At 60.7% G+C, this 24,885-nt stretch carries 21 protein-coding genes and 3 tRNA genes; 11 read left to right on the top strand and 13 right to left on the bottom strand.

Annotated features, from left to right (window positions below; genetic code table 11):
* The first annotated feature begins 43 nt into the window (after nucleotides 1-43).
* Together J2Y91_RS10385 and idnR are read left to right on the top strand one after the other, a co-directional pair.
* A complete protein-coding gene (locus J2Y91_RS10385; protein ID WP_048917421.1) occupies nucleotides 44-1,363 on the top strand; it encodes a gluconate:H+ symporter in 1,320 nt (439 codons plus the stop codon).
* Nucleotides 1,364-1,433: 70 nt separating this feature from the next.
* The gene (gene idnR, locus J2Y91_RS10390; protein WP_133624886.1) at nucleotides 1,434-2,429 is read left to right on the top strand and encodes a DNA-binding transcriptional regulator IdnR; all 996 of its coding nucleotides are present in this window, start codon (nucleotides 1,434-1,436) and stop codon (nucleotides 2,427-2,429) included.
* On the opposite strand, the gene J2Y91_RS10395 is transcribed toward idnR, so the two are convergent.
* The 8 genes from J2Y91_RS10395 to galB form a co-directional block, all read right to left on the bottom strand.
* Nucleotides 2,426-3,697, bottom strand: a complete 1,272-nt coding sequence (locus J2Y91_RS10395; RefSeq protein ID WP_253539498.1) for a cytochrome c — start codon at nucleotides 3,695-3,697, stop codon at nucleotides 2,426-2,428. The two genes, idnR and J2Y91_RS10395, sit on opposite strands and share 4 nt — an antisense overlap.
* A 52-nt stretch (nucleotides 3,698-3,749) precedes the next feature.
* Nucleotides 3,750-5,351, bottom strand: coding sequence for a GMC family oxidoreductase (locus J2Y91_RS10400; RefSeq protein WP_133624884.1), 1,602 nt, complete (start codon nucleotides 5,349-5,351; stop codon nucleotides 3,750-3,752).
* Nucleotides 5,344-5,871 (bottom strand): sugar dehydrogenase complex small subunit, encoded by a 528-nt coding sequence (locus tag J2Y91_RS10405; RefSeq protein ID WP_133624883.1) that lies wholly within the window; start codon nucleotides 5,869-5,871, stop codon nucleotides 5,344-5,346. Before J2Y91_RS10405 ends, J2Y91_RS10400 begins: the two co-directional genes overlap by 8 nt.
* Nucleotides 5,872-5,887: 16 nt before the next feature.
* On the bottom strand, nucleotides 5,888-6,343 hold the full coding sequence (locus J2Y91_RS10410; RefSeq protein WP_133624882.1) for a GlcG/HbpS family heme-binding protein: 456 nt from the start codon (nucleotides 6,341-6,343) through the stop codon (nucleotides 5,888-5,890).
* 149 nt (nucleotides 6,344-6,492) lie between these two features.
* Nucleotides 6,493-7,377: an NAD(P)-dependent oxidoreductase gene (locus tag J2Y91_RS10415; protein ID WP_253538145.1), complete on the bottom strand. Its 885-nt coding sequence runs from the start codon at nucleotides 7,375-7,377 to the stop codon at nucleotides 6,493-6,495.
* A 4-nt stretch (nucleotides 7,378-7,381) separates the two neighbouring features.
* A complete protein-coding gene (locus J2Y91_RS10420; protein ID WP_191149582.1) occupies nucleotides 7,382-8,470 on the bottom strand; it encodes a 4-oxalomesaconate tautomerase in 1,089 nt (362 codons plus the stop codon).
* Nucleotides 8,471-8,473: 3 nt separating this feature from the next.
* Nucleotides 8,474-9,187: a 4-carboxy-4-hydroxy-2-oxoadipate aldolase/oxaloacetate decarboxylase gene (locus tag J2Y91_RS10425; RefSeq protein WP_253538148.1), complete on the bottom strand. Its 714-nt coding sequence runs from the start codon at nucleotides 9,185-9,187 to the stop codon at nucleotides 8,474-8,476.
* On the bottom strand, nucleotides 9,184-9,924 hold the full coding sequence (gene galB / locus J2Y91_RS10430) for a 4-oxalmesaconate hydratase (RefSeq protein ID WP_253538151.1): 741 nt from the start codon (nucleotides 9,922-9,924) through the stop codon (nucleotides 9,184-9,186). Before galB ends, J2Y91_RS10425 begins: the two co-directional genes overlap by 4 nt.
* A gap of 165 nt (nucleotides 9,925-10,089) precedes the next feature.
* Here galB and J2Y91_RS10435 point away from each other — a divergent pair, with 165 nt between their 5' ends.
* Nucleotides 10,090-11,274 (top strand): LysR family transcriptional regulator, encoded by a 1,185-nt coding sequence (locus J2Y91_RS10435; protein WP_133624877.1) that lies wholly within the window; start codon nucleotides 10,090-10,092, stop codon nucleotides 11,272-11,274.
* A 57-nt stretch (nucleotides 11,275-11,331) separates the two neighbouring features.
* Here J2Y91_RS10435 and mscM read toward each other — a convergent pair whose 3' ends face one another.
* The 3 genes from mscM to rsgA all read right to left on the bottom strand — a co-directional run bounded on the left by mscM (nucleotide 11,332) and on the right by rsgA (nucleotide 16,735).
* A complete protein-coding gene (gene mscM, locus J2Y91_RS10440; protein WP_133624876.1) occupies nucleotides 11,332-14,667 on the bottom strand; it encodes a miniconductance mechanosensitive channel MscM in 3,336 nt (1,111 codons plus the stop codon).
* A gap of 9 nt (nucleotides 14,668-14,676) precedes the next feature.
* Complete coding sequence (gene asd / locus J2Y91_RS10445) at nucleotides 14,677-15,576, bottom strand: archaetidylserine decarboxylase (RefSeq protein ID WP_133624875.1); 900 nt, start codon at nucleotides 15,574-15,576, stop codon at nucleotides 14,677-14,679.
* 97 nt (nucleotides 15,577-15,673) lie between these two features.
* Nucleotides 15,674-16,735 carry a small ribosomal subunit biogenesis GTPase RsgA gene (gene rsgA / locus J2Y91_RS10450; protein WP_133624874.1) on the bottom strand — a complete coding sequence of 354 codons (1,062 nt, stop codon included), beginning with the start codon at nucleotides 16,733-16,735 and terminating at the stop codon, nucleotides 15,674-15,676.
* Between the two features lie 222 nt (nucleotides 16,736-16,957).
* Between rsgA and orn the strand changes: the two genes are divergently transcribed.
* The 3 genes from orn to J2Y91_RS10465 all read left to right on the top strand — a co-directional run bounded on the left by orn (nucleotide 16,958) and on the right by J2Y91_RS10465 (nucleotide 17,862).
* Entirely contained in the window at nucleotides 16,958-17,503 is a 546-nt protein-coding gene (orn, locus tag J2Y91_RS10455; RefSeq protein ID WP_048917432.1) for an oligoribonuclease, read from the top strand.
* Nucleotides 17,504-17,678: 175 nt separating this feature from the next.
* A tRNA-Gly gene (locus tag J2Y91_RS10460) sits at nucleotides 17,679-17,754 on the top strand.
* A gap of 32 nt (nucleotides 17,755-17,786) precedes the next feature.
* A tRNA-Gly gene (locus J2Y91_RS10465) sits at nucleotides 17,787-17,862 on the top strand.
* Between the two features lie 82 nt (nucleotides 17,863-17,944).
* On the opposite strand, the gene cynR is transcribed toward J2Y91_RS10465, so the two are convergent.
* A complete protein-coding gene (gene cynR, locus J2Y91_RS10470; RefSeq protein ID WP_133624873.1) occupies nucleotides 17,945-18,823 on the bottom strand; it encodes a transcriptional regulator CynR in 879 nt (292 codons plus the stop codon).
* Nucleotides 18,824-18,933: 110 nt separating this feature from the next.
* Between cynR and J2Y91_RS10475 the strand changes: the two genes are divergently transcribed.
* Together J2Y91_RS10475 and J2Y91_RS10480 are read left to right on the top strand one after the other, a co-directional pair.
* On the top strand, nucleotides 18,934-19,401 hold the full coding sequence (locus tag J2Y91_RS10475) for a nucleoside deaminase (RefSeq protein ID WP_048917409.1): 468 nt from the start codon (nucleotides 18,934-18,936) through the stop codon (nucleotides 19,399-19,401).
* A gap of 200 nt (nucleotides 19,402-19,601) precedes the next feature.
* Nucleotides 19,602-19,677: transfer RNA gene (locus J2Y91_RS10480), tRNA-Gly, on the top strand.
* A gap of 314 nt (nucleotides 19,678-19,991) precedes the next feature.
* On the opposite strand, the gene queG is transcribed toward J2Y91_RS10480, so the two are convergent.
* The gene (gene queG / locus J2Y91_RS10485) at nucleotides 19,992-21,131 is read right to left on the bottom strand and encodes a tRNA epoxyqueuosine(34) reductase QueG (RefSeq protein WP_133624872.1); all 1,140 of its coding nucleotides are present in this window, start codon (nucleotides 21,129-21,131) and stop codon (nucleotides 19,992-19,994) included.
* On the opposite strand from queG, the gene nnr reads away from it, so the two are divergent.
* The 3 genes from nnr to amiB are packed head-to-tail and all read left to right on the top strand — an operon-like array spanning nucleotide 21,130 to nucleotide 24,799.
* Nucleotides 21,130-22,653 (top strand): bifunctional ADP-dependent NAD(P)H-hydrate dehydratase/NAD(P)H-hydrate epimerase, encoded by a 1,524-nt coding sequence (nnr, locus tag J2Y91_RS10490; protein ID WP_253538154.1) that lies wholly within the window; start codon nucleotides 21,130-21,132, stop codon nucleotides 22,651-22,653. The two genes, queG and nnr, sit on opposite strands and share 2 nt — an antisense overlap.
* On the top strand, nucleotides 22,650-23,126 hold the full coding sequence (gene tsaE, locus J2Y91_RS10495) for a tRNA (adenosine(37)-N6)-threonylcarbamoyltransferase complex ATPase subunit type 1 TsaE (protein ID WP_048917406.1): 477 nt from the start codon (nucleotides 22,650-22,652) through the stop codon (nucleotides 23,124-23,126). The genes nnr and tsaE overlap by 4 nt, the downstream gene beginning before the upstream one ends.
* Nucleotides 23,123-24,799: an N-acetylmuramoyl-L-alanine amidase AmiB gene (amiB, locus tag J2Y91_RS10500; protein WP_133624870.1), complete on the top strand. Its 1,677-nt coding sequence runs from the start codon at nucleotides 23,123-23,125 to the stop codon at nucleotides 24,797-24,799. Before tsaE ends, amiB begins: the two co-directional genes overlap by 4 nt.
* Nucleotides 24,800-24,885 lie beyond the last annotated feature (86 nt).

Here is a 24,885-nt window from a genome sequence, read left to right on the forward strand (position 1 = left end):
ACTTATTCACCTGTACCTACCTCTACCTCAAAGGAAGTGCTTTATGCCCATTACAATAATAGCTATTGGCGTAATCCTGCTGTTGGTGCTGATGATCGTCTTCAAGGTCAACGGCTTTATCGCCCTGATATTCGTCTCCGCCGTGGTGGGGATGGCGGAAGGGATGACGCCGCTGGCCGTTATCGCCTCAATCCAGAAGGGGGTTGGCGGCACGCTCGGCAGCCTGGCGCTGATCCTCGGATTCGGGGCGATGCTGGGGAAACTGGTGTCGGACACCGGGGCCGCGCAGCGCGTTGCCACCACGCTGATCGCCTCGTTTGGCAAGCAGCGCGTGCAGTGGGCGCTGATGGTCACCGGGCTGATCGTCGGCCTGGCGATGTTCTATGAAATCGGCTTCGTGCTGCTGCTGCCGCTGGTGTTTACCGTGGTTGCCGCATCGGGTATGCCGATGCTGTACGTTGGCCTGCCGATGGTTGCCGCGCTGTCGGTCACCCACTGCTTCCTGCCGCCGCACCCGGGCCCGACGGCGATCGCCACCATCTTTGGCGCCAATCTCGGCACCACGCTGCTGTACGGCATGATCATCACCATCCCGACGGTGATTATCGCCGGGCCGATCTTCTCTAAATTCCTCAAAGGCTTTGAAAAATCGCCGCCGGAAGGGCTGTATAACCCGAAAATCTTTGAAGACCACGAAATGCCGGGCTTCTGGACCAGCATTTTTGCCGCAGTGATCCCGGTGATCCTGATGGCGGTGGCGGCGGTGTTTGAGCTGACCACGCCGAAAGAGAACGTGCTGCGCCAGTTCTTCGAATTTGTCGGCAACCCGGCGGTGGCGCTGTTTATCTCGGTGGTGATTGCCGTCTTCACCCTCGGCCTGCGGAACGGACGCAAGATGGAAGAGGTGATGGAGATGTGCGGTTCGTCGATTGCCGCCATTGCCATGATCGTCTTTATTATCGCCGGTGGCGGTGCCTTTAAGCAGGTGCTGGTCGACAGCGGCGTGGGCGACTACATCGCCAATATGATGAAAGGCTCGTCGCTGTCTCCGCTGCTGATGTGCTGGACGGTCGCGGCGATGCTGCGTATCGCGCTGGGTTCAGCAACCGTGGCGGCGATTACTACCGCGGGTATCGTCACGCCAATTATCGCTATCACCCACGCCGACCCGGCGCTGATGGTGCTGGCGGTCGGTTCCGGTAGCGTTATCGCCTCCCACGTTAACGACCCTGGCTTCTGGCTGTTCAAAGGTTACTTCAACCTGAGCGTGGTCGAAACGCTGAAAACCTGGACGGTGATGGAAACCCTGATCTCCTTCCTCGGCCTGGCAGGGGTGTTGATCCTGAACGCGATTATTCATTAATCTTGTGCTGTACAGTAGGGGGCGACCGATTTTCTGGTCGCCCCTTTTCACATTTAATCACGGAACCCTGATGCGCGCGCACCGAATCTCCCTGCAGGACATCGCTTCGCTTGCTGGCGTAACCAAAATGACGGTCAGCCGCTATCTGCGCACCCCCGACCGCGTTTCGCCGCAGACCGGGGCGAAAATCGCGCAGATCATCGAAGAGATAAACTACATTCCCAACCGCGCGCCGGAGATGCTGCTCAGCTCGAAAAGCTACACCCTCGGCGTGCTGATCCCCTCGTTTAAAAATCAGATCTTCGCCGACCTGCTGAGCGGCATTGAAGCGGCGACCAAGGAGGGGCGCTACCAGACGCTGATCGCCAACTACAACTATGACAGGCAGACGGAAGAGGAGCAGATCATCAATCTGCTGTCGTACAACATCGACGGCATTCTGCTGAGCGAGAAGGATCACACCCTGCGTGCGGTGAAATATCTGCGTGCGGCGCAGATCCCGATTGTTGAAGTGATGGACACCCAGGGCGGCTGTCTGGATATGCAGGTTGGCTTTAATAACTTCAGCGCGGGCTACGATATGACGCGGGTGCTGCTCGACCAGGGGCGCAGCAATATTATCTACTTTGGCTCGCAGGATGACCGGCGCGATGAGTTTCGCTATCAGGGTTACTGCCAGGCGATGGAGCAGCACGGCGGGGTGGGGCTGCGCATCAATCCAAAGGCGATCTCCTCGCAGAAGCTGGGGGCGGCGATGCTCGCCAGCGCGCTGGAGCGGCATCCCGACCTTGATGCGGTGTTCTGCACCAATGACGATCTGGCGCTCGGTGCGCTGCTGCACTGCCAGCGTCACGGCATTGCGGTGCCGCAGCGCATTGCCATCGCCGGCTTTCACGGGCTGGAAATCAGCCGCGAAATGTACCCGACAATGGCGAGCGTCATCACCCCGCGTTATGCGATCGGTTACACCGCCGCGGAGCTGCTGCTAAAAAAAATCGGCGACAGTCATTTTGTCGCCGACTCGGTCGATCTCAGCTATCAGATCTTTATGGGTGAGACCATTTAAGGCTTATCGCCCTGCTGGAAAACCGGTGGCGAGGCCAGTTTGGCCTCCTCGCGCAGCGTGCTGACCTGCTTCGCGCTGACGTTTGCCGCCGCCGGGTTACCAAACTGCTGGCTGACAAAATTACTGACGTCGGCCACCTGCTGGTCGCTCAGCTCCGGGGCAAAGGCGGGCATAAAGATCTCGCCTTCGGCCATGTGGCGGCGCACGCCGTTCAGCACTACCGACACCAGGTTACGCGCATCGGCCGCGCCGGTGCTGGTGTGGTGGAACAGCGATGGATAGGCATGGAAGCCCTTGCCCGAACCCGCTCCGTCCGCGCCGTGGCAGCTGGCGCAGTTGCCGGCAAACACCACCGCACCCGGCTGCGCATCACGCGTGGCGGCATCCGCACCGCGCAGCGTAATCAGCGCATTCGACGGTTGCCCCCAGCTGTCCCGCGCCCGGGTCTGCTGCTTATCCCCCTGAGGCTTCACGCTCTTGAGATAGGTGGCAATATCCTCAAGATCGCTCTCCGGCAGGTACTGCAGGCTGTGCTCGATAGCTTCCGCCATCGGGCCGGAGGCGCTGGCTTTTCCGGCGACAAAGCCGGTTTTCAGGTAGGTCACCAGCTCCTGCTGACTCCAGTCACCAATCCCGGCCTGCTTATCCGGCGTGATGTTGTACGCCAGCCAGCCGCCCAGATCGCCGCCTGCCAGCGGTTTATCGTTATCCATGCCCATCGTCAGAGTGCGCGGCGTATGGCAGGTGCCACAGTGCGCCAGCGCCTCAACCAGATAGCGGCCGTTATTCCATTGTGCGCTCTGCTGCGCATCGTTCTGCAGCTCACCCCGATCAAAGTTGAACCACTTCCAGAAGCGCATCCCCCAGCGCTGATTGAACGGGAACGGCAGGTCGGTCTGCGGTGACGCCTGATGCACCGCAGGCATCGACATCAGGTAAGCTTTAATCGCCAGCACATCCTCGCGCTTCATTTTGGTGAAGGAGTCGTAAGGCATCGCCGGGTAGAGCTGCTCGCCATTTTTGCCAATGCCCTCCTGCACTGCCGCGACAAACTGGTCGTCGCTCCAGCTGCCGATGCCGTACTGCTTATCGGAAGAGATGTTACTGCCCCAGATCTGACCAAACGGGGTGCTGACGGCAAAGCCGCCGCCAAACAGCGGGCCGTTGGTGGCGGTATGGCAGGCGGTACAGTCGCCCGCCCGCGCCAGGTACTCGCCGCGCTTGATCAGCGCGCTGTTGTCTGCCGCCTGCGCCGCTGCGCACTGCATCAGGGCCACCGCGATGACGAAGGTGCTTAAAACAATTTTCATCGGGTGCTCCTTACAGGCTGGAAAGAACGCTGTCGGCCATACGCAGTGCCAGCGCGGTTCCGGTCAGCGTTGAGTTCACCGTCGAGGCTGACGGCATGATCCCGGTTCCGGCAATAAACAGGTTCGGGTGATCGTGGGTGCGGCAGTGGCCGTCCACCACGGAATCCTGCGGATTACTGCCCATGATCATGGTGCCGGTAATGTGCTGGTTATTGTCGTAAACGCCGCGCTTGCTGTAGATCGCCTCGCTGCCGCCCATCTCCTTCACCATGCGCTGGAAGTCGATCATCGACTGGTCATAGCCGCGATGCACATATTCCGGGAAGCTGTAGTAGACCTCCAGCCGCGGAATGCCCCAGGCATCCTTTTCGGTTTTGCTGAGCGTGACGCGGTTCTGCGGTTCCGGCAGCATCTCCAGCAGGCACTTCAGCTGGACAAAGCGTTCGGACTGGAAGGCCAGCTTGTCGTTGAGCGCTTTACCGTAGTAGCCCTGGCGCACCAGCCGTTCGGTGAGGTAGCGCACCGGCGAGGTATTGGCGAGGTCGATGCGCAGCGCCGAGCGCTCGCTGCGGAAATCCCCGTCGCGCAGATTATTGATGCTGCCCGGACGCATTGGCCCGCGGCCAAACCACACCGGCTCATCGGCGTAGAACTCCACCGACGATCCCGGGTGATCCATCAGATTGCGCCCGACCATGCCGGAGCTGTTGGCGATGCCGTCCGGGTAGCGTTCGCTGGTGGAGAGCAGCAGAATTTTCGGGCTTTCAATACCGTTGGCCGTCAGGACAAACTGTTTACCGGTGACGCGATGGCGCACTTTGTTCCGATCGAGGTAGTGCACCGCCTGGATGGTCCCTTTGTCATCAGCTTCAATGCGGAACACCACCGCATTGGCAACGATTTTCACCCCGGCATCCAGCGCCTTACGCGCCGAAATACCGCCGTGATACTGCGCATCGATCGGGCAGACCGGCATACAGTTATTGTTGCCGCAGCAGGCCGGGCGGCCATCGTAAGCGATGCTGTTGCGCGCCTGCGGGCCAATACCCACCTCATAGCCCAGCGGGCCGAGGCGCTGCCTGAGGCGTTCGAAGCCGTACGGCAGCGGAATGCCGGGCAGCGGATAGGGGCGCGAACGCGGCGACGCCAGATCGCTGTCGCCGGAGACGCCCATCTGGTATTCGGCGTCGCAGTAGTACGGCTCCAGTTCGGCGTAGCTGATGGGCCAGTCGCGCCCGATGCCGTACAGAGAGTGGATGCGCATATCGTTCGGCAGCAGGCGAAATGCCTGGCCTGCCCAGTGCCAGGTGGTACCGCCGATGCCGCGCAGGTACTGGGCGCGATAGGGGTCCGGCCCTTTCTGGATCAGGTAGTTATTATCGGCAGGAATAAACTTCGGCTGCGGTGCCCACGGCTGCGGCGGGAAGGGTTCGGTAAAGTCGCCTTTAAACGGCGAGTTGCGAAAATACTCCACCGCTTCGTCGCGCTTAATCTCCGGCCCGGACTCCAGCATCAGCACCGAAGCGCCCGCTTTGGCCATCTTCAGTGCCGCCAGCGAACCGGCAATCCCGGCACCAATCACCACCACATCGGCGCTTAATGAATCAGACATGTGCTCTCCTTGCTGGCGGCTGCGTCCAGAAATCAGGTTGCCCCGGCGCATAGCTCGGCGGTAACAGGGAATCGCGAACCAGCCGATAGCTGGCAATATTTTCAAAGGCAATACACTGCGGGCGCGGCAGCGGGCCGACCACGCCGAGATACCAGCCGGAAACCAGCGCCTGATAGAGGTCGTTCAGCGCTTTAGGCTGCGCCGCCAGCAGCGTTAACAGGGCGCTGCCGTTGGCGTCAGGCTGCTGTTGCAGCAGCGCGTTGAGCGTATCCAGCTGGCTGTCCAACTGGGGAAAGTGGTCATGCAGCCAGCTGTACAGGCGCTGGGACAGCAGGGCATCCGGCTGGTCAAAAGCGGTCAGCCTGACGGAGATGGCGCGAAAACTGGCGGACGGTGCCACCGCAGCGGCCAGCGGAGGGCTGGCAAAGGCCAGGCTGGCGGGCAGCACCTGAGCCAGGACGCCAGCCACCAGCAGGCCCGCCGTGCCGGTCAGTAACCGACGGCGTGAGAGAGTTATCATCAGAATTCCCCTGGCGTTATTTCAGTGCCTGAGCGGCAGCCTCTGAAGCCTGATTGTCCAGCTCCTGTTTCGGCGTGCTGACGCCGACGGCGCCGACCACTTCATCCTGCAGAGCCAGCGGATAACCGCCGCCGAGTGCGATGGCATGCGGGATAGCCAGCACGGTGGTTTCGCCACTCTGCAAGCGCTGCATAAATTTCAGCGAGGGGGCGTGATACAGCGCGGAGGTGCGCGCTTTACCGATTGCCGCATCGACACAGCCCGGCGAGGCGCCATCCAGGCGCTGGAAGGCAAGCAGCGTGCCGCTGGCATCCACCACGGCGACGCAGCCGGTGCTGTGCTGCGCGCTGATACTGTTTTTCACGCTGGCGATCACCCGGTCAGCGTGAGCCGCGTCCAGCTGCGCCGCTGCGGCCTGGCCGATGCCAGCCGCCAGGAGTAGGGAGAGGGTTACAGATGCTCTAAGTTTCATACATTGCTTCCTGATATCCATTCACCGGTGAGCGCACTGGCCCCGGTATTTATTTTTTTCAGACGACCATCTCGTCGCCGTTACGCTACGCCGTTGCCAATAGCCAGGCAACGCGCGATAAACAAAACGCATGCCTCTATCGACATAACTCATTGTGCTGGATAGATCTTATCCAGCGTCTCCTGCCAGACAAACGGGGTGAGCTGCTGATACTCCAGCGATCGCGCCTGCAGTGCGTCCACCAGCCCCTGCTGGGTTGCGACGATGGCCGCGCTCATGGCGGGCGGAACCCCGACGTCGCGCAGGGTTTTCACCACTTCCTGCATCTCTTCGGCGCGGCGCTGGCCGTGCTCCGCCACGCGGCTAATCAGGTAGTGCGGCAGCTGTTCATCCCAGCCGAGCGAAGGGAAGCTGGCGTGCAGTGAGTCGAGCACCGCCTGCTCGACGCCGTACTGCCGCGCCGCGCTCAGACACTCAGTGGTCAGGGCTTCCAGCCCTTTGATCATGATGCTGCGGCACATCTTAATGGCCGAAGCTTCCCCCACTTCGCTGCCCAGCAGGCGGCTGTTAAGACCGAGCTGCAGCAGCAGGGCATTAACTGCCTCAGCCTGAATCCCGCCGACCAGCAGCGGCGTGGCGAGGCGTTTTGGCGGCACCGGGGCCATCACGGCGACGTCGATATAGCTGGCCCCGTGCGCACCCACCGCGTCGGCCGCCGCGCGTTTGGTATGCGGGGCCACCGAATTCAGATCGAGGAAGTGCTGCCCGGCCTTGAGCAGCGGCGCGGCCTGCTGCGCCACGCCCAGCGCCTGGGATGCGGTGACCGTGGAGAAAACCAGCGTGGCGCTCTGCAACGCCTCAGCCAGCGAGGGCGCCAGCCGCACGCCGCACTGCAGCGCTTTTTCCCGCAGCGCGGGCAGGCTCTGCGCATCCAGCGCTTTGCGGTCCCACACCGTCAGCACATGGCCCTGCGCCTGTAAGTCACGGGCCAGGATGCCGCCCGCTTCGCCAAAACCGATAAAGGTGATGTTCATAACGCTACTCCTTGCTTAGCGGCCAGACAGCCGCAGGGATGAGGACTTCCCCGGCAAAAATGGCGCGCGCGGTGCGCAGTAGCCCGCAGCCCGCCAGCGGATTATCGCCAGCGCGCTGCAGCAGCACGCTGAACTCACCGCTGGGATGCTCCACGCTCAGGCGCTGCTGGGGGGCGTTGCTGATGCGCGCCAGCCCGTCAGCAACGCTGCCCGGGATCAGGCAGGCGCTGGCGACGCTGACCGCGCCGAGCACGCCAATCGACGCGTGGCAGCGGTGCGGGATAAAGGTGCGCGAGCTGACAGCACCGCCGTGGCGCGCCTCGGCCAGCAGGGTGACTTTCGGCACCGTACGCTGGCTGACGTCGCCCAGATTCATGCGCGGCCCGGCCTGCAGGCGAATCGACTCCAGCCGCTGCTTCAGCTCGCTGTCGTTATCCAACTGCTCACGGCTCTCATAGCCGCTGCGGCCCACATCGGCGGCGCGCAGCAGCACCACCGGCATGCCGTTATCGATACAGGTGACGTCGACGTCGTCAAAGCGATCGCGCGGCTGGCCGGTCGGCAACAGCGCCCCGCAGCTCGATCCGGCAATCTCTTCGAAGGTAAGGGCGATCTCGCCCGCGGTGCCCGGCACGCCATCGATGCGCAGATCGCCGTCATAGTCGACCTCGCCGCCTGGGGTGGCGAATTCCGCCTCGGCAATTTGCCCGGTGTTCTGCATGAAGATGCGCACGCGGGTACGCTCACTGCCCGCCGTCACCAGCCCACGCTCAACGGCGAATGGCCCCACGGCGGCGAGAATATTGCCGCAGTTCTGCCCGTAATCAACGTAAGGCCGATCGACGTTGACCTGGGCAAACAGATAGTCGACATCAGCATCGTCACGGCGGGAAGCGCTGACGATCGCCACTTTGCTGGTGAGCGGATCGGCGCCGCCCAGACCGTCTATCTGGCGGATATCGGGCGAGCCCATCACCGCCAGCAGCACCCGGTCGCGCACGGAGGGGTCCGACGGCAGATCGTCTGCCAGGAAGCAGGCGGCTTTTGAGGTGCCGCCGCGCATCAGTAAACAGGGGATGCGGCGCTGGCGCATGGGTTACTCCTCCAGTTGCTCAAGCGTGTCGACATAGCGCAGCCCTTTTTCCGCCAGGCGCGGGCGCATCTGATAAATATCCAGCCCCAGCTCGCCTGCTGCCATGCGCTCACGCTTGCTCTCTTCCAGCGCTTCGCGCTGCTGCGCTTTTTCCGCCACGCTGGCGGCTTCGCGGCGCGCTACCACCACCACGCCGTCGTCATCGGCGACGATCACATCTCCGGGCCAGATCGGCTGCCCGGCGCACACCAGCGGCACATTGACCGAGCCGAGCGTCTCTTTCACGGTGCCCTGCGCATACACGGCCCGCGACCAGACGGCAAAGCCCATGGCGCGCAGCGTGCGGGTATCACGCACGCCAAGGTCTGCCACCAGCCCGCGCACGCCGCGTGACTGCAATGAGGTCGCCAGCAGATCGCCGAAGTAGCCGTCGCTGCAGGGAGAGGTGGGCGCCACCACCAGCACGTCCCCCGGCTGGCAGAGTTCTACCGCCACGTGGAACATCCAGTTGTCACCCGGTGCCACCAGCACGGTGACTGCACTCCCGGCGATGCCGCAGTCCTGCTGGATGGGACGGATGGCCGGGTCCAGCAACCCTTTTCGCCCCTGGGCCTCATGGACGGTGGCGACGCCGGAGCGGGCCAGCGCGTCAATGTCGCTGCTGGCTGCGCGTGGGATCTGGCGCACGACGACGCCCTTTTTACCGATGATGCTCATGCCAGATCCTCCGTCACGCGTGGGAAGATACTCTGGTAGCCTTCGCCGTAAACGATGTCGCGGCTGCTGGCGATCCCAACGTTGCGTTTGGCCTGCACGCCGCGCTGCTGCGCCACCCGCGTGTAGTATTCCCACAGATGTTCCTGCCCGGCCATGCACTGGATGGCCTGATATTTTTTGTCCCACACCGTGGTGATATCCAGCAGCACGTCCGGCTTCCAGCTGCACTGCTCAGGCTGATGCGGTTCAAAGCAGTAGACCGGCGTCGCCCCGATGATCTTCTCGCCCGGGCGGTAACCTTCGGCCTGGGCGATGATGCGCGCTTCCTGCGCCAGATGCGTGGCCATCGGATGGTCATAGTTGTACGGGTCCTGCAGCGAGTGCGTCAGCACAAAGTGCGGCTGCACGCGGCGATAGACGTCCGCCAGACGGAACAGCGTCTCTTTATCGGGGCGCAGCGGGTAGTCGCCGAGATCGAAAAATTCGATGCTGGCGCCGAGGATCTCCGCTGCGGCCTGCGCTTCGCTGCGGCGGGCCGCCTTCACGTTGGCCTCGCTCATCTCACCCTTGCGCCACAGCTTGGCCGATTCGCCACGCTCGCCAAATGAGAGGCAGACCACGTGGACGTCATAGCCCCGGGCATGGTGCAGAGCGATGGCCCCACCCGCGCGCCAGACGAAATCTGCCGAGTGGGCGCTAACCACCAGCGCGGTTTTTTTTGGGGTGTTCTCAGTCATGGCACTTCCTCCGCTGTTTTTTTCCATGCTGTCACCGCCGGCGCGGTGGCGATAATTCATTTGATTGCAGCGGGTATGCGTTTTATTTATATTGCGACATCGGACGGTGGCGAAAACAGGCAGGGGATCAGAGTGGAAAATGCAACGCAGGAACTGACAAACCTGATGCAAATCAGAGCATTCAGTCAGGTGGTCGCCCAGGGGAGTGTCTCCCGTGCTGCGGATGAATTATTTCGCACCCAGTCGGCAATCACCCGTGCAATTCGCGATCTCGAACTCACTTTAGGCGTGACGTTATTTGAGCGTCACGCCGGGGGAATGATGCTGACCGACCTCGGCAAATGCGTGCTGCCGCGCGCGCTACGGGCAATTGATGAATTGCATCAGGTGCCGCAGCGTCTGGCAAAACTGCACGGGCGCGCGGGGTTGCGCAGCGACGCGGAGCCGCTGTGGTTATTCAACGTGCGTCGCCTGCAAATTTTTATCACCCTGTGCCAGACGCGGCATATGCAGACAGTGGCGGCCCGGCTCGGGCTGAGCCAGCCAGCGGTGAGTGCAGCGCTGCGCGTGCTGGAAAACGGCGCGGGCGTCGCACTGCTGGAGCGCACCCCACACGGCATGATGCCGTCGCTGGCCGGGCGTGAAATAGAGCCTAACGTGCGGCGAGCGCTGAATGAACTGCGCCATATTCCGGCCGATATCGCCGCCCGCAGCGGGGTGCTGGAGGGGACGGTGCGGGTCGGCGCTCTGCCGCTGGGGCGCACGCGCATTCTGCCGCAGGCGATTGTGATGCTGACGGCGCGCTATCCTGGCGTGCGGGTGGTGACCAGCGAAAGCGCATTTGGCGTGCTGGCCTCTGAGATGCGCTCCGGCGATATCGATTTTATCTTTGGGGCATTGCGGCGTGATGAAGAGGCGCTCGACGTGACGCGTGAAACGCTGTTTTCCGAGCGCATGGTGCTGCTGGCGCGCCACGATCATCCGCTGGTGGGGGGCGCCATCTCCAGCGCCGATCTACGGGCGGCGCGCTGGGTGCTGCCGCGTTCGGCAACGCCTGCCCGCCATCTGCTGGACAACAGCTTTCAGGCAATGGGCATCCCGGCGCCTAATCCGGTGGTGGAAACCGGCGATCTGGCGCTGGTGCGCGGGCTGCTGATGCAGTCAGATATGCTGGCGGCGGTCTCCGCGCATCAGCTGGAAGTTGAGCTGGCCTCCGGCGCGCTGGTGGTGCTGCCGGTACCGCTGCCGGATACCGAGCGCGCCATCGGGCTGACGGTGCGCGCCGGCTGCCTGCACTCTCCGGCAGCCGATGCGCTGATCCGCTGTCTGCGCGAGGTGTGTGCACCCTGACGCTGTGGTCATCAGGGGCAGCTCCGACAGCAAACCCGCAGCCGCGACATGCTTAAATTACAATCCGCCTGACTTATAATTTCTCGCCGCCGGTGCGCCGTTGCTGGCCGGCGTTTTACGACCGATAGTCTCCATGCGTACCTGGAACGGTGGGAACGGCATCTCCAGCCCGTGCTCATGATAACCGCGCAGGATCAGCTGATGCAGCTCATGGCGCAGCGGCATGCGGTGCCCCATTTCAGCGGCGTGAATACGCAGCTCAAACAGCTGAATACCCTGCTGTAAATCCACCAGGAACGCTTCCGGCTGCGGCGTATCGAGCACATAACTGCAGCGCTGTGCCGCGGTCAGCAGCACGTTGGTGACCTCTTCACTGTTGGCTTCTGCCGCAGCGGGTATGGTCAGCACCACGCGCGTCACCGGATCGGTCAGCGACCAGTTGATAAACTGCTCGGTGATGAAGGCCTTGTTCGGCACGATAATCTCTTTGCGATCCCAGTCGGTAATCGTGGTCGCGCGCGTATTGATGCGCGTGATGCTGCCGGTGAGGTCGCGGATAGTGACGGTATCGCCGATGCGGATCGGTTTCTCAAACAGGATGATCAGGCCGGAGATAAAGTTGGCGAAAATCTCCTGCAAACCAAACCCTAACCCGACCCCTAAGGCCGCCACCAGCCACTGCAGCTTCGACCAGTCGACGCCGAGCATGGAGAAGCCGCTCAGCCCGCCAATCAGGATCAGCAGATACTTGGTGATGGTGGTGACGGCATAGCCGGTACCCGGCGTCAGGCTGAGGTGCTGCAACAGCGCCAGCTCCAGCAGGGCCGGCATATTGCGCACCAGCTGGGTGGTGATAATCAACACCAGCACGGCGATCAGCACCGATCCGAGGGTGATCGGCTGCAGGTTCTCCACCCCCTGCACGGTGGTGCTGACATCCCACAGGCGGATGTTTTCGAGGAAGCCGAAGGCAGAGTGGATCTCCGACCACAGCACGATCACCGACACCAGCGCGATCAGCGTCAGGATCGAGCGCACCAGCCGCAGAGACTGTGCGCTGATGGCATCAAGGTCGATCACCGGCTCTTCCACATCGATATTATCGGCGGCGGTTTGCTGCGCGGTCAGCTCCTCTTCACTGCGTGCACGCTGTGCCAGAATTTCGGCACGGCGCTGACGGGCGCGATCAAAGGCGATGCGGCGGCGCTGGATCAGCATCCAGCGGCGGATAATGTGGTAAATCACCAGCAGCAGGAACCAGATCGCCACCGAGGTTTCCAGCCTCGCCAGCAGCGCCTGGGCGGTTGCCAGATAGCCGATGCAGGAAGCCAGCGCCGCCAGCAGCGGAATGGCGATCATCGCGTTCCACAGCACGTTATTAATAAAGTTCTCGCCGTTACCCTCTTTATCCAGGTGCAGCGGAATACCGGCTCGTTTCAGGCTGACGGTCACCATGCTCAGTGCGCCACAGATCAGGATAAAGCACAGGCGTCCAAGGGTGGCCGAGAATTCGCGGTCTTCGAGGTTATCGAAGGCGATCAGCAGCATGATCAGCGGCACCACCAGCCCGATGCACAGCGTGTAAAAGCGCATCGCACGGGCCACGCGCGCCTGCGGCCAGCGGAAATGAACGATAAACAGCCCCTGTGAGCGGGCGAAGCTGTTGCTGATCATAAACGCCCACAGCAGCGGCACGCTGGCGGTGACGCCATCGCCAATCGCCACGGCAATCGGATAGGGCCAGGCGTGCTGTAAACCGTAGCCGAGCGCCGCCCACAGCACCGGCAGCGGCAATGCCACCAGTATTGACCAGAATACGGTGCGCATCGTCAGGCTGAAATGGTCCTGCGTGACTTTGCCGACTTTGCTGGAGGCGCGTTCAAGGAAGCGGCGGAAGTGGCGGCGCGAGCTGATGCTAAAGCCGACCAGCAGGATAGCGCCGATGATCGGCAGCACGGTTTCACGGCTGGTGACCATCATCACCATCGCCCCGCCGAGCTGGCCAAGGGTATCCAGCGACAGCAGGCGCTGCAGATCGCGTGCCAAATCGAGCGGATAGCTGAAGCTCAGCGCGCTGACGTCGGCGGTCCAGAACAGATAGCGGTGGGTGGCTTCTTTGACTTCATTCAGCGCATCCACCAGCTGGCTGTTGCCCACTTTCAGCTTGGTGACTTCCAGAATCAGGTTATCGCAGCCGGAGAGCAGGGAGGTCAGCAGCTCGCGCTGGGTTTTCAGCTGCGCATCGAGGATGCGTTTCTGCTCGTTGGTCAGGTTACTGTTATCGTCCTGACGCAGCTGGCGCAGCGACTGCTGGCGCTCCAGCAGGTCTTCATAGTGCAGGCGCTGCACGCGCAGCTGGGCCATTTCACTGTCGAGCTGCTGTGGTTTGGGCATATCCGGCAGGCGTGATACCTGGGCGCGTAGCGCTTCCCCCAGCACGTTCGAGACGCCGAGCCACTGTGACTGCTCGCGGATGGTGCTCAGCGCCTGGCGCACCTGAATCGTCTGGTTAGCGGCGGTGCGCTGCTGCGAGGCCACCAGATCCATGCGCTGCGCCTGCTGGTTCAGCGCGGCGGAGAGCTCGCGGTTGACGCGGAACTGATCGGTGATACCTCTGGGCATGTCGCCGCTGTTTTCCGCCAGCTGCTCGGTGCGGGCCAGCGCCATTTCCGCTTCACGCTGACGCAGGCCGTTGAGCTGATTGCGCAGGTCCTGCAGGTAGGCATCCAGCTCGGCGGACTTGCGCTGGTGGACTTCCGCGCGCATGCGCGCCAGCTCCTGGCGATTGTTGGCCGACAGCTGCGCCAGCTCCAGCTCGTCAACGCGGGCCTTCTGCGCGGCGGATTCCGCCTGGCGCTGTGCCAGCTGAGCCTGGCCGAGCGGGGTGGTGGCAGCAGGCTGCCCCTGCAGGCGGCGTTCGATTTCATTGAGCGCGCGGCGCGCTTCGGTCTGCTGCTGCGGCAGCTGGGAAAGTGAGTCACTGATTTCGCGCGCGCGGTCCTGCTCCTGCTGTGCCTGGCGGCTCTCTTCCAGCAGCTGGCTGCTGACCTGTAGGATCTCCTGATCGAGATCGGCCGCGCTCATATTGCTGCGCAGCGTTCTGCTGCTGTCGGTCAGATTGACGATTTGCTGGCGCAGTTCGCGCGAGAGCTTAGGGAAGTCATCGATAACCTGCTGGTAATCGTTTGAGCGCTGAAGGGACTCCTCGCGCTCATCCAGCCAGTTAATCGTGCCCTGCAGGGCAGCGACAAGTTCCGCCTGATTCGCGGTCGTTTTGTCTGACTTTGCCTCATCAAGTTCCTGTTTGATCTGCGCGGCATCCGGTGCGCTGGCGGCATAAACCGGCTGGAGCAAGCTCCAGCCTAACAAAAGCGTGAGGATCAGGCGTGACATGGCGCTCTGCTATGGGTGATGGAGGACGTCTTCCGCACTCTCTTTCTGGAGTGCAATGGCCAGCGTTTCGCCAAGGCGGGTTTTGCTCTCTGCCGCCAGGCTCTCTGCCAGTTTCACTTTACCTGCCGCGAACAGGTTGATCACCGTGGAACCCAGCTTGAAGCGGCCCATCTCCTGGCCTTTCAGCAGCACCACGGCGCCTTCTTCATCGGCACCCGGCCAGCTCCAGCGCTTGATCACGCCTTCACGCGGCGGGGTCACGGTGCCGGACCAGACGGTTTCAATGCTGCCGACAATGGTGGCGCCCACCAGAATCTGCACCATCGGGCCAACTTCAGTATCGAAGCGGCAGATGACGCGCTCATTACGGGCAAACAGGTTGGGAATGTTCTGCGCGGTCAGCGGATTCACCGAGTACAGATCGCCCGGGACGTAGATCATCTCGCGCAGGATGCCGTTACACGGCATATGCACGCGGTGATAGTCGCGCGGGGCCAGGTAGGTGGTAACGAACTCGCCGTCGCGGAACATATCGGTCATCGCGGCGTTTCCGGCCAGTAGCGCTTCCAGCGAATAGGTGTGGCCCTTCGCCTGGAAAATCTGGTCACCGTGAATGCGGCCCAGCTGGCTGATGGCGCCATCGGCAGGCAGGATCAGCAGGTTTGGGTCAGTCTCAATCGGGCGGGCATCGTCACGCAGCGGGCGCACGAAGAAATCGTTAAACGTGCGATAGCTGGCGGTATCGGGTTTCTGCGCCTCTTTCATATCCACTTTGTAATACCAGACAAAAGCATCGATAACGGCTTTGGTCAGCCATCCTGCACGCTTGCTGGCACCCCAGCCTGCCAGTTCAGTCAGGGCTTTTTTAGGCAGTATATTATTCAGGCCGAGTTTAATACGATCTAACACGTTAGCCTCCTGGCTTGGCAAGACACTCGATAAAAGGGGGCGGATTGTAGCAGCGCCGGCAGGATTAGGCTATTGCCTGCCTGCGGGCGCGCCCCGGTCAGTCTTTGTCCGTGGTAAAGTTGCGGCGCGTTTTCGCCTGCACTTCAGACATCGTTTCCAGAATCAGGTGGTAGTTAACAAAACGCGATTCGTCGATCTCACCTTTTTCCACCGCTTCGCGGATGGCGCAGCCGGGGTCGGTGTCATGCTTACAGTCGCGGAATTTGCAGCCACCTAAATAGTCACGGAATTCGACAAATCCCTGAGTGATTTGTTCCGGCTCCAGATGCCATAAACCAAATTCACGCACCCCCGGCGAGTCAATCACATCGCCGCCGTGCGGGAAGTGGTACAGGCGTGATGCGGTGGTGGTGTGCTGGCCCAGGCCCGAGTTATCGGAGACGTCATTGGTGAGGATCTCCGCGCTGCTCAGCTCCAGCCCCAGCAGCGCATTCAGCAGGCTGGATTTGCCCACGCCCGACTGCCCGGCAAAGATGCTGATACGGTCGGTGAGTGCGCTTTCCAGCTCTGCCAGGCCCTCTTTGCGATGGCTGGAGACCATCAGCACCTTGTAACCAATGTGGCGATAGATATCCATCTGCTCGTCGACGAACTTACGGCCATCCGCATCCAGCAGGTCGGTTTTGTTCAGCACGATCAGCGGCTCCACGCCGAGCGTTTCGCAGGCCACCAGATAGCGGTCGATAATGTTCAGCGACAGCTCGGGCAGAATGGCCGAGACCACCACGATCTGATCGATATTGGCGGCAATCGGTTTGACGCCGTCATAAAAGTCAGGGCGGGTCAGCACCGAGGTGCGCTCGTGAACGGCTTCAACAATGCCTTTGACCGTGGCTGCGCCTTCAGCACCCGGGCGCCACAGCACGCGGTCCCCGGTCACCAGCGAACGAATAGTCCGGCGGATGTTGCAGCGGTGAACGGAACCATCCGCATCTTCCACATCGCAGTGCATACCAAAACGGCTGATCACCACGCCATCACGCGCTTCCCCGAACAGATTGTCATCTGGCTCGGGTTTATCAGCACGCTGCTTCAGGCGACGATCGTGGTTGGCACTTACGCGACGTTGCTGACCTTTGGATAGTTTGTTTTTAGTCACTGTTCCTCACACCCTGTTCGGCATATTTCGCCCTGGCAGGGCAAAACGTCTATCATACACGCTACTTAACTATGCAGCCTATACTCTAAATAATTCGAGTTGCAGGAAGGCGGCAAGGCTGCGAGTCTCCGGGAGCATAGTAAACTATGTGACCGGAGTGAGTAGACGCAGCTAACGCATCTGCAACTTGAAGTATGACGAGTATACGCCGTGGGACCCTATATGACTGCTAATGCTAACAACCTGATTTGGATTGACCTTGAGATGACCGGGCTGGACCCGGAGCAGGACCGGATTATTGAGATCGCCACGCTGGTGACCGATGCCGATTTAAACATCCTTGCGGAAGGCCCGGTGTTTGCCGTGCATCAGTCCGACGCGCAGCTGGCGCTGATGGATGAGTGGAACGTCAATACCCATACCCACAGTGGCCTGGTGGAACGCGTCAAGGCCAGCCAGTACGATGACCGCGCCGCCGAGCTGGCGACGATTGAGTTTCTTAAACAGTGGGTGCCGCACAACAGCTCGCCGATTTGCGGCAACAGCATCGGCCAGGATCGCCGCTTTCTGTTCAAATATATGCCGGAGCTGGAAGCCTACTTCCATTATCGCTATCTCGACGTCAGCACCCTGAAAGAGCTGGCGCGCCGCTGGAAGCCGGAGATCCTGCCAGGCTTTAAAAAGCAGGGTACCCACCAGGCGATGGACGATATTCGCGAATCCGTGGCCGAGCTGGCCTATTACCGCGAACATTTTATTCAGCTTTAATTGCCTGAAAGCAGGCTGTTTTCGCGCCAGATTGCCGATTAAAACCCCATTACGCTGTTTTAATCGGCAGTCAGACATAAAAGTGAAAATTTTTAGCGGGACAGGGTTGCTACAGGATAAAATCCTCGTATAATGCGCACCCCGTACCGGTGAAGAATTTACATCGTTACGCAGAGCGGGAATAGCTCAGTTGGTAGAGCACGACCTTGCCAAGGTCGGGGTCGCGAGTTCGAGTCTCGTTTCCCGCTCCAAATTACGTTTTAGCCGTATCAGCACCACCCAAGCGGGAATAGCTCAGTTGGTAGAGCACGACCTTGCCAAGGTCGGGGTCGCGAGTTCGAGTCTCGTTTCCCGCTCCAAATTCAGTTTGCAGATTCCGCTCTGTAAGCAATTAAAGAAAGAGCCGCAAGGCTCTTTTTTTATGCCTGTTTTTCGCGCGGCTTAGCTGGCAAAGCTCAGTCTGGCGAGGTCGATAAACGCCCGCGCCGCCGCCGTCTGATAGCCCCCTTTTCTTTGCAGCAGCACCGCCGTTCTCTCCAGCAGAGAAGGGGAGAGTGCAACCGCCTTCAGCTCCCCGTTTTCCCGTGCAATCTTCGCCGGTAACAGCGTGGCCAGCTGCGTGCGCCGCACGATCTCCACCACCGCACTGACCGAACTGGCTTCCATCTGCACCTTTGGCCGCAGCTGGTGCTGGCGGCAGTAATAGTCAATCTGTTCGCGGGTGGCATATTCGGGCGTCAGCAGCACCAGATGCAGGTCGTTAAGCGCGCTCAGCCCGATTTGGCTCTCAATGGCCAGCGGATGATGGCGGGCAACGACCAGCGCCAGCGTCTCGCTCAGCAGCGGCTGGGCGTCGATATCGGCCTGCACGCCGTCGGCAAACCCCAGCGCCAGGTCCAGCCGGTCAGCCAGCAGATCCTGCTGCATCTGCTCCTGCGGCATTTCGCGGATCGCCAGCGTAATCGACGGATACTGCTGATGAAAGCGTGCCACCAGCGGACCAAGCAGGTAGCCGGTAAACGTCGGGTTGATGGCGATGCGTAACGCGCCACGGCTGAGGTTGTCGACGTCGTGGATAGCCCGTTCGCCCGCCGACAGCTCGCGCAGCGCCTGCTGCGCATAGCGGGCATACACTTCACCGGCATCGGTCAGGCGTACTGTGCGGCCGGAGCGGTCAAACAGTATCGCCCCGAGCGTCTCCTCCAGCTGTTTAATCTGCTGGGACAGGGCGGGCTGTGAGACGTAGAGCGCGCTGGCAGCACGGGTAAAACTGCCGTGCTCGGCCACGGCCAGAAAATAGTGAATATGGCGCAACAGCATACCGCTTCCTATAACTTCAGCTTATAGCGTTGATTATAAATGCGACTTTTACATTATACCAATGCGCGCTTAACCTCAGTGCTGTCACTACTGCTAATGAGGAGAAGATCATGGATTTTGTACAACGCACCGTTGACCTGGCGCTGAAAAACGTTGAAGAGGGCGGGCGCCCGTTTGCCACGGTGATTGTGCGCAATGGCGAAGTGATTGCGGAAAGCGCCAATCAAGTTGCGCAGACCAGCGATCCGACCGCGCATGCGGAGATCCTCGCAATTCGTGAAGCCTGCACTAAGCTGGGCACGGAAAACCTGACCGACTGCGAAATTTATATTCTCGCCAGCCCGTGCCCGATGTGCCTGGGTTCGCTCTACTACTGCAGCCCGAAAAAAGTGGTCTATCTCACCACGCGCGAAGACTACGCGCCATTCTACCAGGATGACCGCAAGTACTTTGAGCTGGACACCTTCTATGCTGAGTACAGCAAGCCGATTGCCCAGCGCCGCCTGCCGATGGTTCAGCAGAAGAGTGGCGAGGCAATTAAGGTTTATCAGCGCTGGCAACAGCTGAACTCTCAGTAACCAGTCAGCTGGCCAGCCCGCTGGCAGGCGCAGTGCGTGCTGTTGCATTTGTGAGCAACATGAATTTTTTTTGACGCAACGCTTGCCAGCACCATTAAACAGGTACATAATGGCGACCTCTCCTCAGAAAGAGGGGGTTAAAAATCAGTATAATCAATAACTTACAGGTTTTTAGCGCAGTAAAGCAGCACCACTCCTAAGCGGGAATAGCTCAGTTGGTAGAGCACGACCTTGCCAAGGTCGGGGTCGCGAGTTCGAGTCTCGTTTCCCGCTCCAAATAAAATTTTTTCTCATTTAGCCCCATACTTATCCACAGCGCCAGACGCCGTGCGCTCGCTAATTTACGCTCTCTGAAATAATTTTCTAAACAGACTTATCCACAGCTTCTGTTGCCGCACGCTTATCAGCTAAAATGGGCAAAATCTTACATGACTTGTGTAAGTCATTGATTTTAAGTTTATTGTGATTATTTCAAAATGTTATCTGGATCGCTTGTGCTTTCTGTGACGCTTGAATGACAACGAGTTTTTATTTTTATTCACAGCATGTGGAAAAGATTTCGCGTCGGTAATATTCAGCGTGTTGTGCATTTAAGCATCACGGGGTAAGCCTTTCTCCACCACCCGCACCAGGCGTTTTTGCTGGCTGCTCTGCACTTCAATCGTATTTTCATCTCTGCGCGCCAGCTGGCAGGCTATCGCCCAGTGGATATGCTCATCCAGCATGCTGTTTTCACCCAGCCGCGCTTGCAGCGCTGACAGGTGGGCTTGGTCCCACGGGGCATTCCCCAGCGCCACCGCAATATTGCGCAGCCAGCGCAGATGACCAATGCGGCGGATAGCCGACCCTTCCGTCACGCGCAGGAATTTTGCTTCATCCCAGGCAAACAGATCGGTCAGCGGCGGAGCGTGCAGCACCGCACGTGGGCTAAAATCATCCTCATCGGTAAGCTGGCCGTAGCGGTTCCACGGGCAGATCAGCTGGCAGTCGTCACAGCCGTAAATACGGTTACCAATCAGCGGTCGAAACTCTTCCGGGATTGCGCCTTCTAACTCAATGGTGAGATAGGAGATGCAGCGGCGGGCATCGACGGTGTAGGGTTCAACAATGGCGCCGGTTGGGCAGGTCGTGATACAGGCGACGCAGCGCCCGCAGTTCTCCTCAACCGGCTGATCCACCGGCAGCGGCAGATTGACAAGCAGCTCGCCGAGGAAAAACCAGGAGCCGGCTTCACGATTGAGGATCAGCGAATGTTTGCCGGTCCAGCCCAGCCCGGCTTTCGCCGCCAGCGGGCGCTCCAGCAGCGGAGCGGAGTCAACAAAGGGGCGGAACTCAGCCTGTTCGCAGTGCTCACGGATCATATCGCCAAGCTTTTTCAGGCGGTTGCGTAATACTTTGTGATAGTCACGCCCCAGCGCATAGCGACTAACATATCCGAGACGCGGATTTTTTAGCGTGCTGGCAAAGGCGGCTTTGGCAGGCAGGTAATTCATCCGCACGCTGATCACCCGCAGCGTGCCGGGCAGCAGTTCATGGGGACGGGCGCGCATCATACCGTGACGCGCCATCCAGTCCATCTCACCGTGATATTGCTTATCCAGCCAGGCCTGCAGCCGCGGCTCTTCCAGCGTCAGGTCGGTATCACAGATACCCACCTGCTGAAAGCCGAGCGCCAGCCCCCACTGTTTAATATCCAGGGCGAGTTGATTGAAATCGAGAGGATGCGACATGAATAACCTGAACCAGCAGAAAGACTCTGACAGTTTACCCTATTCTGTCTGGCCTGTAGAGGCGTTAGCCCGGCTGGAGCGCGAAGGGGCCGATGCACTCGGCCTCACGCTGTTCGAACTGATGCAGCGCGCCGGCGAAGCGGCATTTGCGCAGCTGCGCCAGCGCTACCCTGCGGCTCAGCACTGGCTGGTGCTGTGCGGGCATGGCAATAACGGCGGCGATGGCTATATCGTGGCACGGCTGGCGCAGTCCGCCGGGCTGACGGTGACGGCGATCGCCGTGGAGGGCAGCAAGGCGCTGCCGGAAGAGGCGCAGCAGGCGCGCGATGGCTGGCTGGCGGCGGGCGGCGCGATCCACGATGCGGCGATCGCCTGGCCGGAAAAGGTGGAGGTGATTGTCGATGCGCTGCTGGGTACCGGCCTCAACCGGGCTGTGCAAGCGCCGTATGACCAGCTGATTGAGCAGGCTAATCGCCATTCAGCGCCGATTTTTGCCGTTGATGTACCCTCGGGGTTAGTGGCTGCTAACGGCACAGCGCCCGGCAGCGTGATAAATGCCGACCATACTTTAACGTTTATTGCCCTTAAGCCGGGATTACTGACCGGCAAGGCGCGTGACCATGTCGGGCAGTTGCACTGTCATGCGCTGAGTCTGGATAGCTGGCTGGACACCCAGCCCGCGCCGCTGGCCCGTTATGATGGCACCAGCCTGACGCAGTGGCTGCAGCCGCGTCGGCCCACCTCGCACAAGGGCGATCACGGCAAGCTGCTGGTGATTGGCGGCGACCACGGCACGGCGGGAGCCATCCGCATGACCGCCGAGGCCGCGCTGCGAAGTGGAGCTGGCTTAGTGCGAGTACTTACTCACAAAGACAACCTTGGCCCGCTGCTGACCGCCCGGCCAGAACTGATGGTGCAGGAACTGAGCGCGGCCGCAATGGATGACGGTCTGGCGTGGGCCGATGTCATCGTCATTGGCCCCGGTTTGGGACAGAGTGCATGGGGCAAAAAAGCCCTGAACAAAGTAGAAAACTGCCAGAAACCGATGCTTTGGGACGCTGACGCGCTTAACCTGCTGGCAATCAGCCCCGATAAACGTCAAAATCGAATCATTACGCCGCACCCCGGTGAAGCGGCCCGCTTGCTCAACTGTAAAGTCAGTGAAATTGAGAGTGACCGCTTACTTGCTGCAAGGCGCCTGGCGAAGCGTTATGGCGGTGTCGTGGTGTTAAAAGGTGCCGGAACGTTAATCGCCGACGCCGGCGGCAGCATAGCGATAGCGGATGTGGGTAATGCCGGTATGGCCAGCGGGGGCATGGGAGATGTGTTATCTGGTATCATCGGCAGTCTGGCAGGGCAAAAGCTCTCACTGTACGATGCCGCCTGCGCAGGGTGCGTAGCGCACGGAGCGGCGGCCGAAGCGGTGGCAAAACGTCAGGGTACACGCGGGATGTTAGCCACCGATCTGTTTGCCGAGCTGTATCTGTTTGTCAATCCTGAGATGTCGAATACAAAAGAATGATGACCTGTGAAATTGCGTTGCCCGATGAGGCAGCAACCCTCGCACTGGGTGCCCGCCTGGCCCGCGCCTGTGACGGCGCGGCGACCCTTTATCTCTATGGCGACCTGGGTGCGGGTAAAACCACCTTTAGCCGCGGATTTTTGCAGGCGCTGGGGCATCAGGGCAATGTTAAAAGCCCGACCTATACGCTGGTGGAGCCTTATGAACTGCCCGATCGCCGCGTCTATCATTTTGACCTTTATCGCCTCTCCGACCCGGAAGAGCTGGAGTTTATGGGCATTCGTGATTACTTCGGCGCGGACAGCCTGTGCCTGGTCGAATGGCCGCAGCAGGGCGCAGGCGTCTTACCCGAGCCCGACCTGGAGCTGCACCTTAGCTATGTCGGCCACGCACGCCAGGCCCAACTGCGCGCCTGCTCGCCCGCGGGCGAAACCATGCTGCAGCGCGTTGCTGCTGAGCAGGGTGAGGCATGATGCTGCGTTTTAAATCCTGGTGCCTGCTGGCCCTGTTCTGCTGCTCGTTTAGCGCGCTCTCCGCCAATCTTTCCGATATCAAAGTCTCGAACGGCAGTAATCAGGCGGAGGTGACGCTCAGCTTTAGCTCACAGCCGATCTACGCTTTCTTCCCGCTGCATAATCCGGAGCGCGTGGTGCTCGACATCCGCCAGAGTGCGGTGGTGCAGGGATTACCACTGACCTTCAGCGGTGAGAATATCGTGAAGCGCATCCGCTCCAGCAACGCGCAGGACAGCCAGAGCATCCGCCTGGTGTTTGAACTGACCCAGCGCGGCAAAACGCGGGCGGTCACCAAGCGCAGCGGCAGCAATTACAACGTGGTGTTCACCATTTCCGGCACGCAGCCGGCGCAAACGGCCAGCCGCAGTGCGCCGGTCAGCAGCGCGACCGCCTCACGCCCGGTCAGCAGCACGCCGCCTAAAAGCCCATTCGATGCCAACCCGGTGACGGCAGTGAGCAGCGGTAATCAGGTGGCACGGCCGCGCAGCGCTGCCAGCAGCAATGACACGGTGATTGTGGCGATCGATGCCGGGCACGGTGGTCAGGATCCGGGCGCGATTGGCGGCGGCGGGCTGAAAGAGAAGAATGTGACCATCGCCATTGCCCGCAAGCTGAAGGCATTGCTGAATGCCGACCCGATGTTTAAAGGGGTGATGACGCGCGATGGCGACTACTTTATCTCGGTGATGGGCCGTTCGGACGTGGCGCGTAAGCAGAACGCCAACCTGCTGGTCTCGATTCACGCCGATGCCGCGCCAAACCGCAGCGCCTCCGGTGCATCGGTATGGGTGCTGTCGAACCGCCGCGCCAATAGTGAAATGGCAGGCTGGTTAGAGCAGCATGAGAAACAGTCTGAACTGCTGGGCGGGGCCGGCGATCTGCTGGCAAATAGCCAGGCGGATCCCTACCTCAGCCAGGCGGTGCTCGACCTGCAGTTCGGCCACTCGCAGCGGGTGGGATATGATGTCGCGGTAAAAGTGATTGCTCAGCTGCAGCGCGTGGGCGCACTGCACAAGCGCCGACCGGAACATGCCAGCCTGGGCGTTCTGCGCTCGCCGGATATTCCTTCCCTGCTGGTGGAAACCGGCTTTATCAGTAATCCTTCGGAGGAGCGACTGCTAGGCAGTAGCGCATACCAGCAGAAGATTGCCGAGTCGATTTATAAAGGCTTACGCAACTACTTCCTGGCGCACCCGCTGCAATCAATCCCAAAGGAGGAAAACCGTCCGTTGCAGTCCGCAGCGGCGGTTGAGGTAGAAGCTAACCCGGCCCCGGCAGGCACAGAGTACAGCGGCCCGACGCAGCGCCACGTGGTGAAACGCGGTGAGACGCTGTCCGGTATCGCCGCGAACTACGGCGTCAGCATGACGACGCTGCGTGCGATGAACACTCTGAAAAGAGACGTGGTGTGGGTCGGACAGCGGCTGAAAGTGCCGGCAGGCAGCAGCAGTGCGGCGACGGCCAGCGTGGCCAGAAGTAAAAAGCCGCTGCGCCATAAAGTGGTGCGCGGTGACTCGCTCACGGCGATTGCGGCCAAATACGGCGTCAGCCCGCAGGCGATCCAGCAGGCGAACAAAATGAAGTCGCAGAATGTGATGCTGGGCCAGACGCTGAAGATCCCGACGTCATAATCACGCGCGGACCGAAAAAGAGGGTCCGCCCCTACAATGTTCGCTGTCGTTTGTAGGGGCCGATCTTTTTTTCCGATCGGCCCGTG

Source organism: Erwinia aphidicola, from assembly GCF_024169515.1.
GTDB lineage: Bacteria > Pseudomonadota > Gammaproteobacteria > Enterobacterales > Enterobacteriaceae > Erwinia > Erwinia aphidicola.

Coding starts and splice junctions, on each gene's coding strand:
- J2Y91_RS10385 (WP_048917421.1), top strand. CDS start 44: ATGCCCATTACAATAATAGCTATTGGCGTAATCCTGCTGTTGGTGCTG.
- idnR (WP_133624886.1), top strand. CDS start 1,434: ATGCGCGCGCACCGAATCTCCCTGCAGGACATCGCTTCGCTTGCTGGC.
- J2Y91_RS10395 (WP_253539498.1), bottom strand. CDS start 3,697: ATGCAGTGCGCAGCGGCGCAGGCGGCAGACAACAGCGCGCTGATCAAG.
- J2Y91_RS10400 (WP_133624884.1), bottom strand. CDS start 5,351: ATGTCTGATTCATTAAGCGCCGATGTGGTGGTGATTGGTGCCGGGATT.
- J2Y91_RS10405 (WP_133624883.1), bottom strand. CDS start 5,871: ATGATAACTCTCTCACGCCGTCGGTTACTGACCGGCACGGCGGGCCTG.
- J2Y91_RS10410 (WP_133624882.1), bottom strand. CDS start 6,343: ATGAAACTTAGAGCATCTGTAACCCTCTCCCTACTCCTGGCGGCTGGC.
- J2Y91_RS10415 (WP_253538145.1), bottom strand. CDS start 7,377: ATGAACATCACCTTTATCGGTTTTGGCGAAGCGGGCGGCATCCTGGCC.
- J2Y91_RS10420 (WP_191149582.1), bottom strand. CDS start 8,470: ATGCGCCAGCGCCGCATCCCCTGTTTACTGATGCGCGGCGGCACCTCA.
- J2Y91_RS10425 (WP_253538148.1), bottom strand. CDS start 9,187: ATGAGCATCATCGGTAAAAAGGGCGTCGTCGTGCGCCAGATCCCACGC.
- galB (WP_253538151.1), bottom strand. CDS start 9,924: ATGACTGAGAACACCCCAAAAAAAACCGCGCTGGTGGTTAGCGCCCAC.
- J2Y91_RS10435 (WP_133624877.1), top strand. CDS start 10,090: ATGCAAATCAGAGCATTCAGTCAGGTGGTCGCCCAGGGGAGTGTCTCC.
- mscM (WP_133624876.1), bottom strand. CDS start 14,667: ATGTCACGCCTGATCCTCACGCTTTTGTTAGGCTGGAGCTTGCTCCAG.
- orn (WP_048917432.1), top strand. CDS start 16,958: ATGACTGCTAATGCTAACAACCTGATTTGGATTGACCTTGAGATGACC.
- cynR (WP_133624873.1), bottom strand. CDS start 18,823: ATGCTGTTGCGCCATATTCACTATTTTCTGGCCGTGGCCGAGCACGGC.
- J2Y91_RS10475 (WP_048917409.1), top strand. CDS start 18,934: ATGGATTTTGTACAACGCACCGTTGACCTGGCGCTGAAAAACGTTGAA.
- nnr (WP_253538154.1), top strand. CDS start 21,130: ATGAATAACCTGAACCAGCAGAAAGACTCTGACAGTTTACCCTATTCT.
- queG (WP_133624872.1), bottom strand. CDS start 21,131: ATGTCGCATCCTCTCGATTTCAATCAACTCGCCCTGGATATTAAACAG.
- tsaE (WP_048917406.1), top strand. CDS start 22,650: ATGATGACCTGTGAAATTGCGTTGCCCGATGAGGCAGCAACCCTCGCA.
- amiB (WP_133624870.1), top strand. CDS start 23,123: ATGATGCTGCGTTTTAAATCCTGGTGCCTGCTGGCCCTGTTCTGCTGC.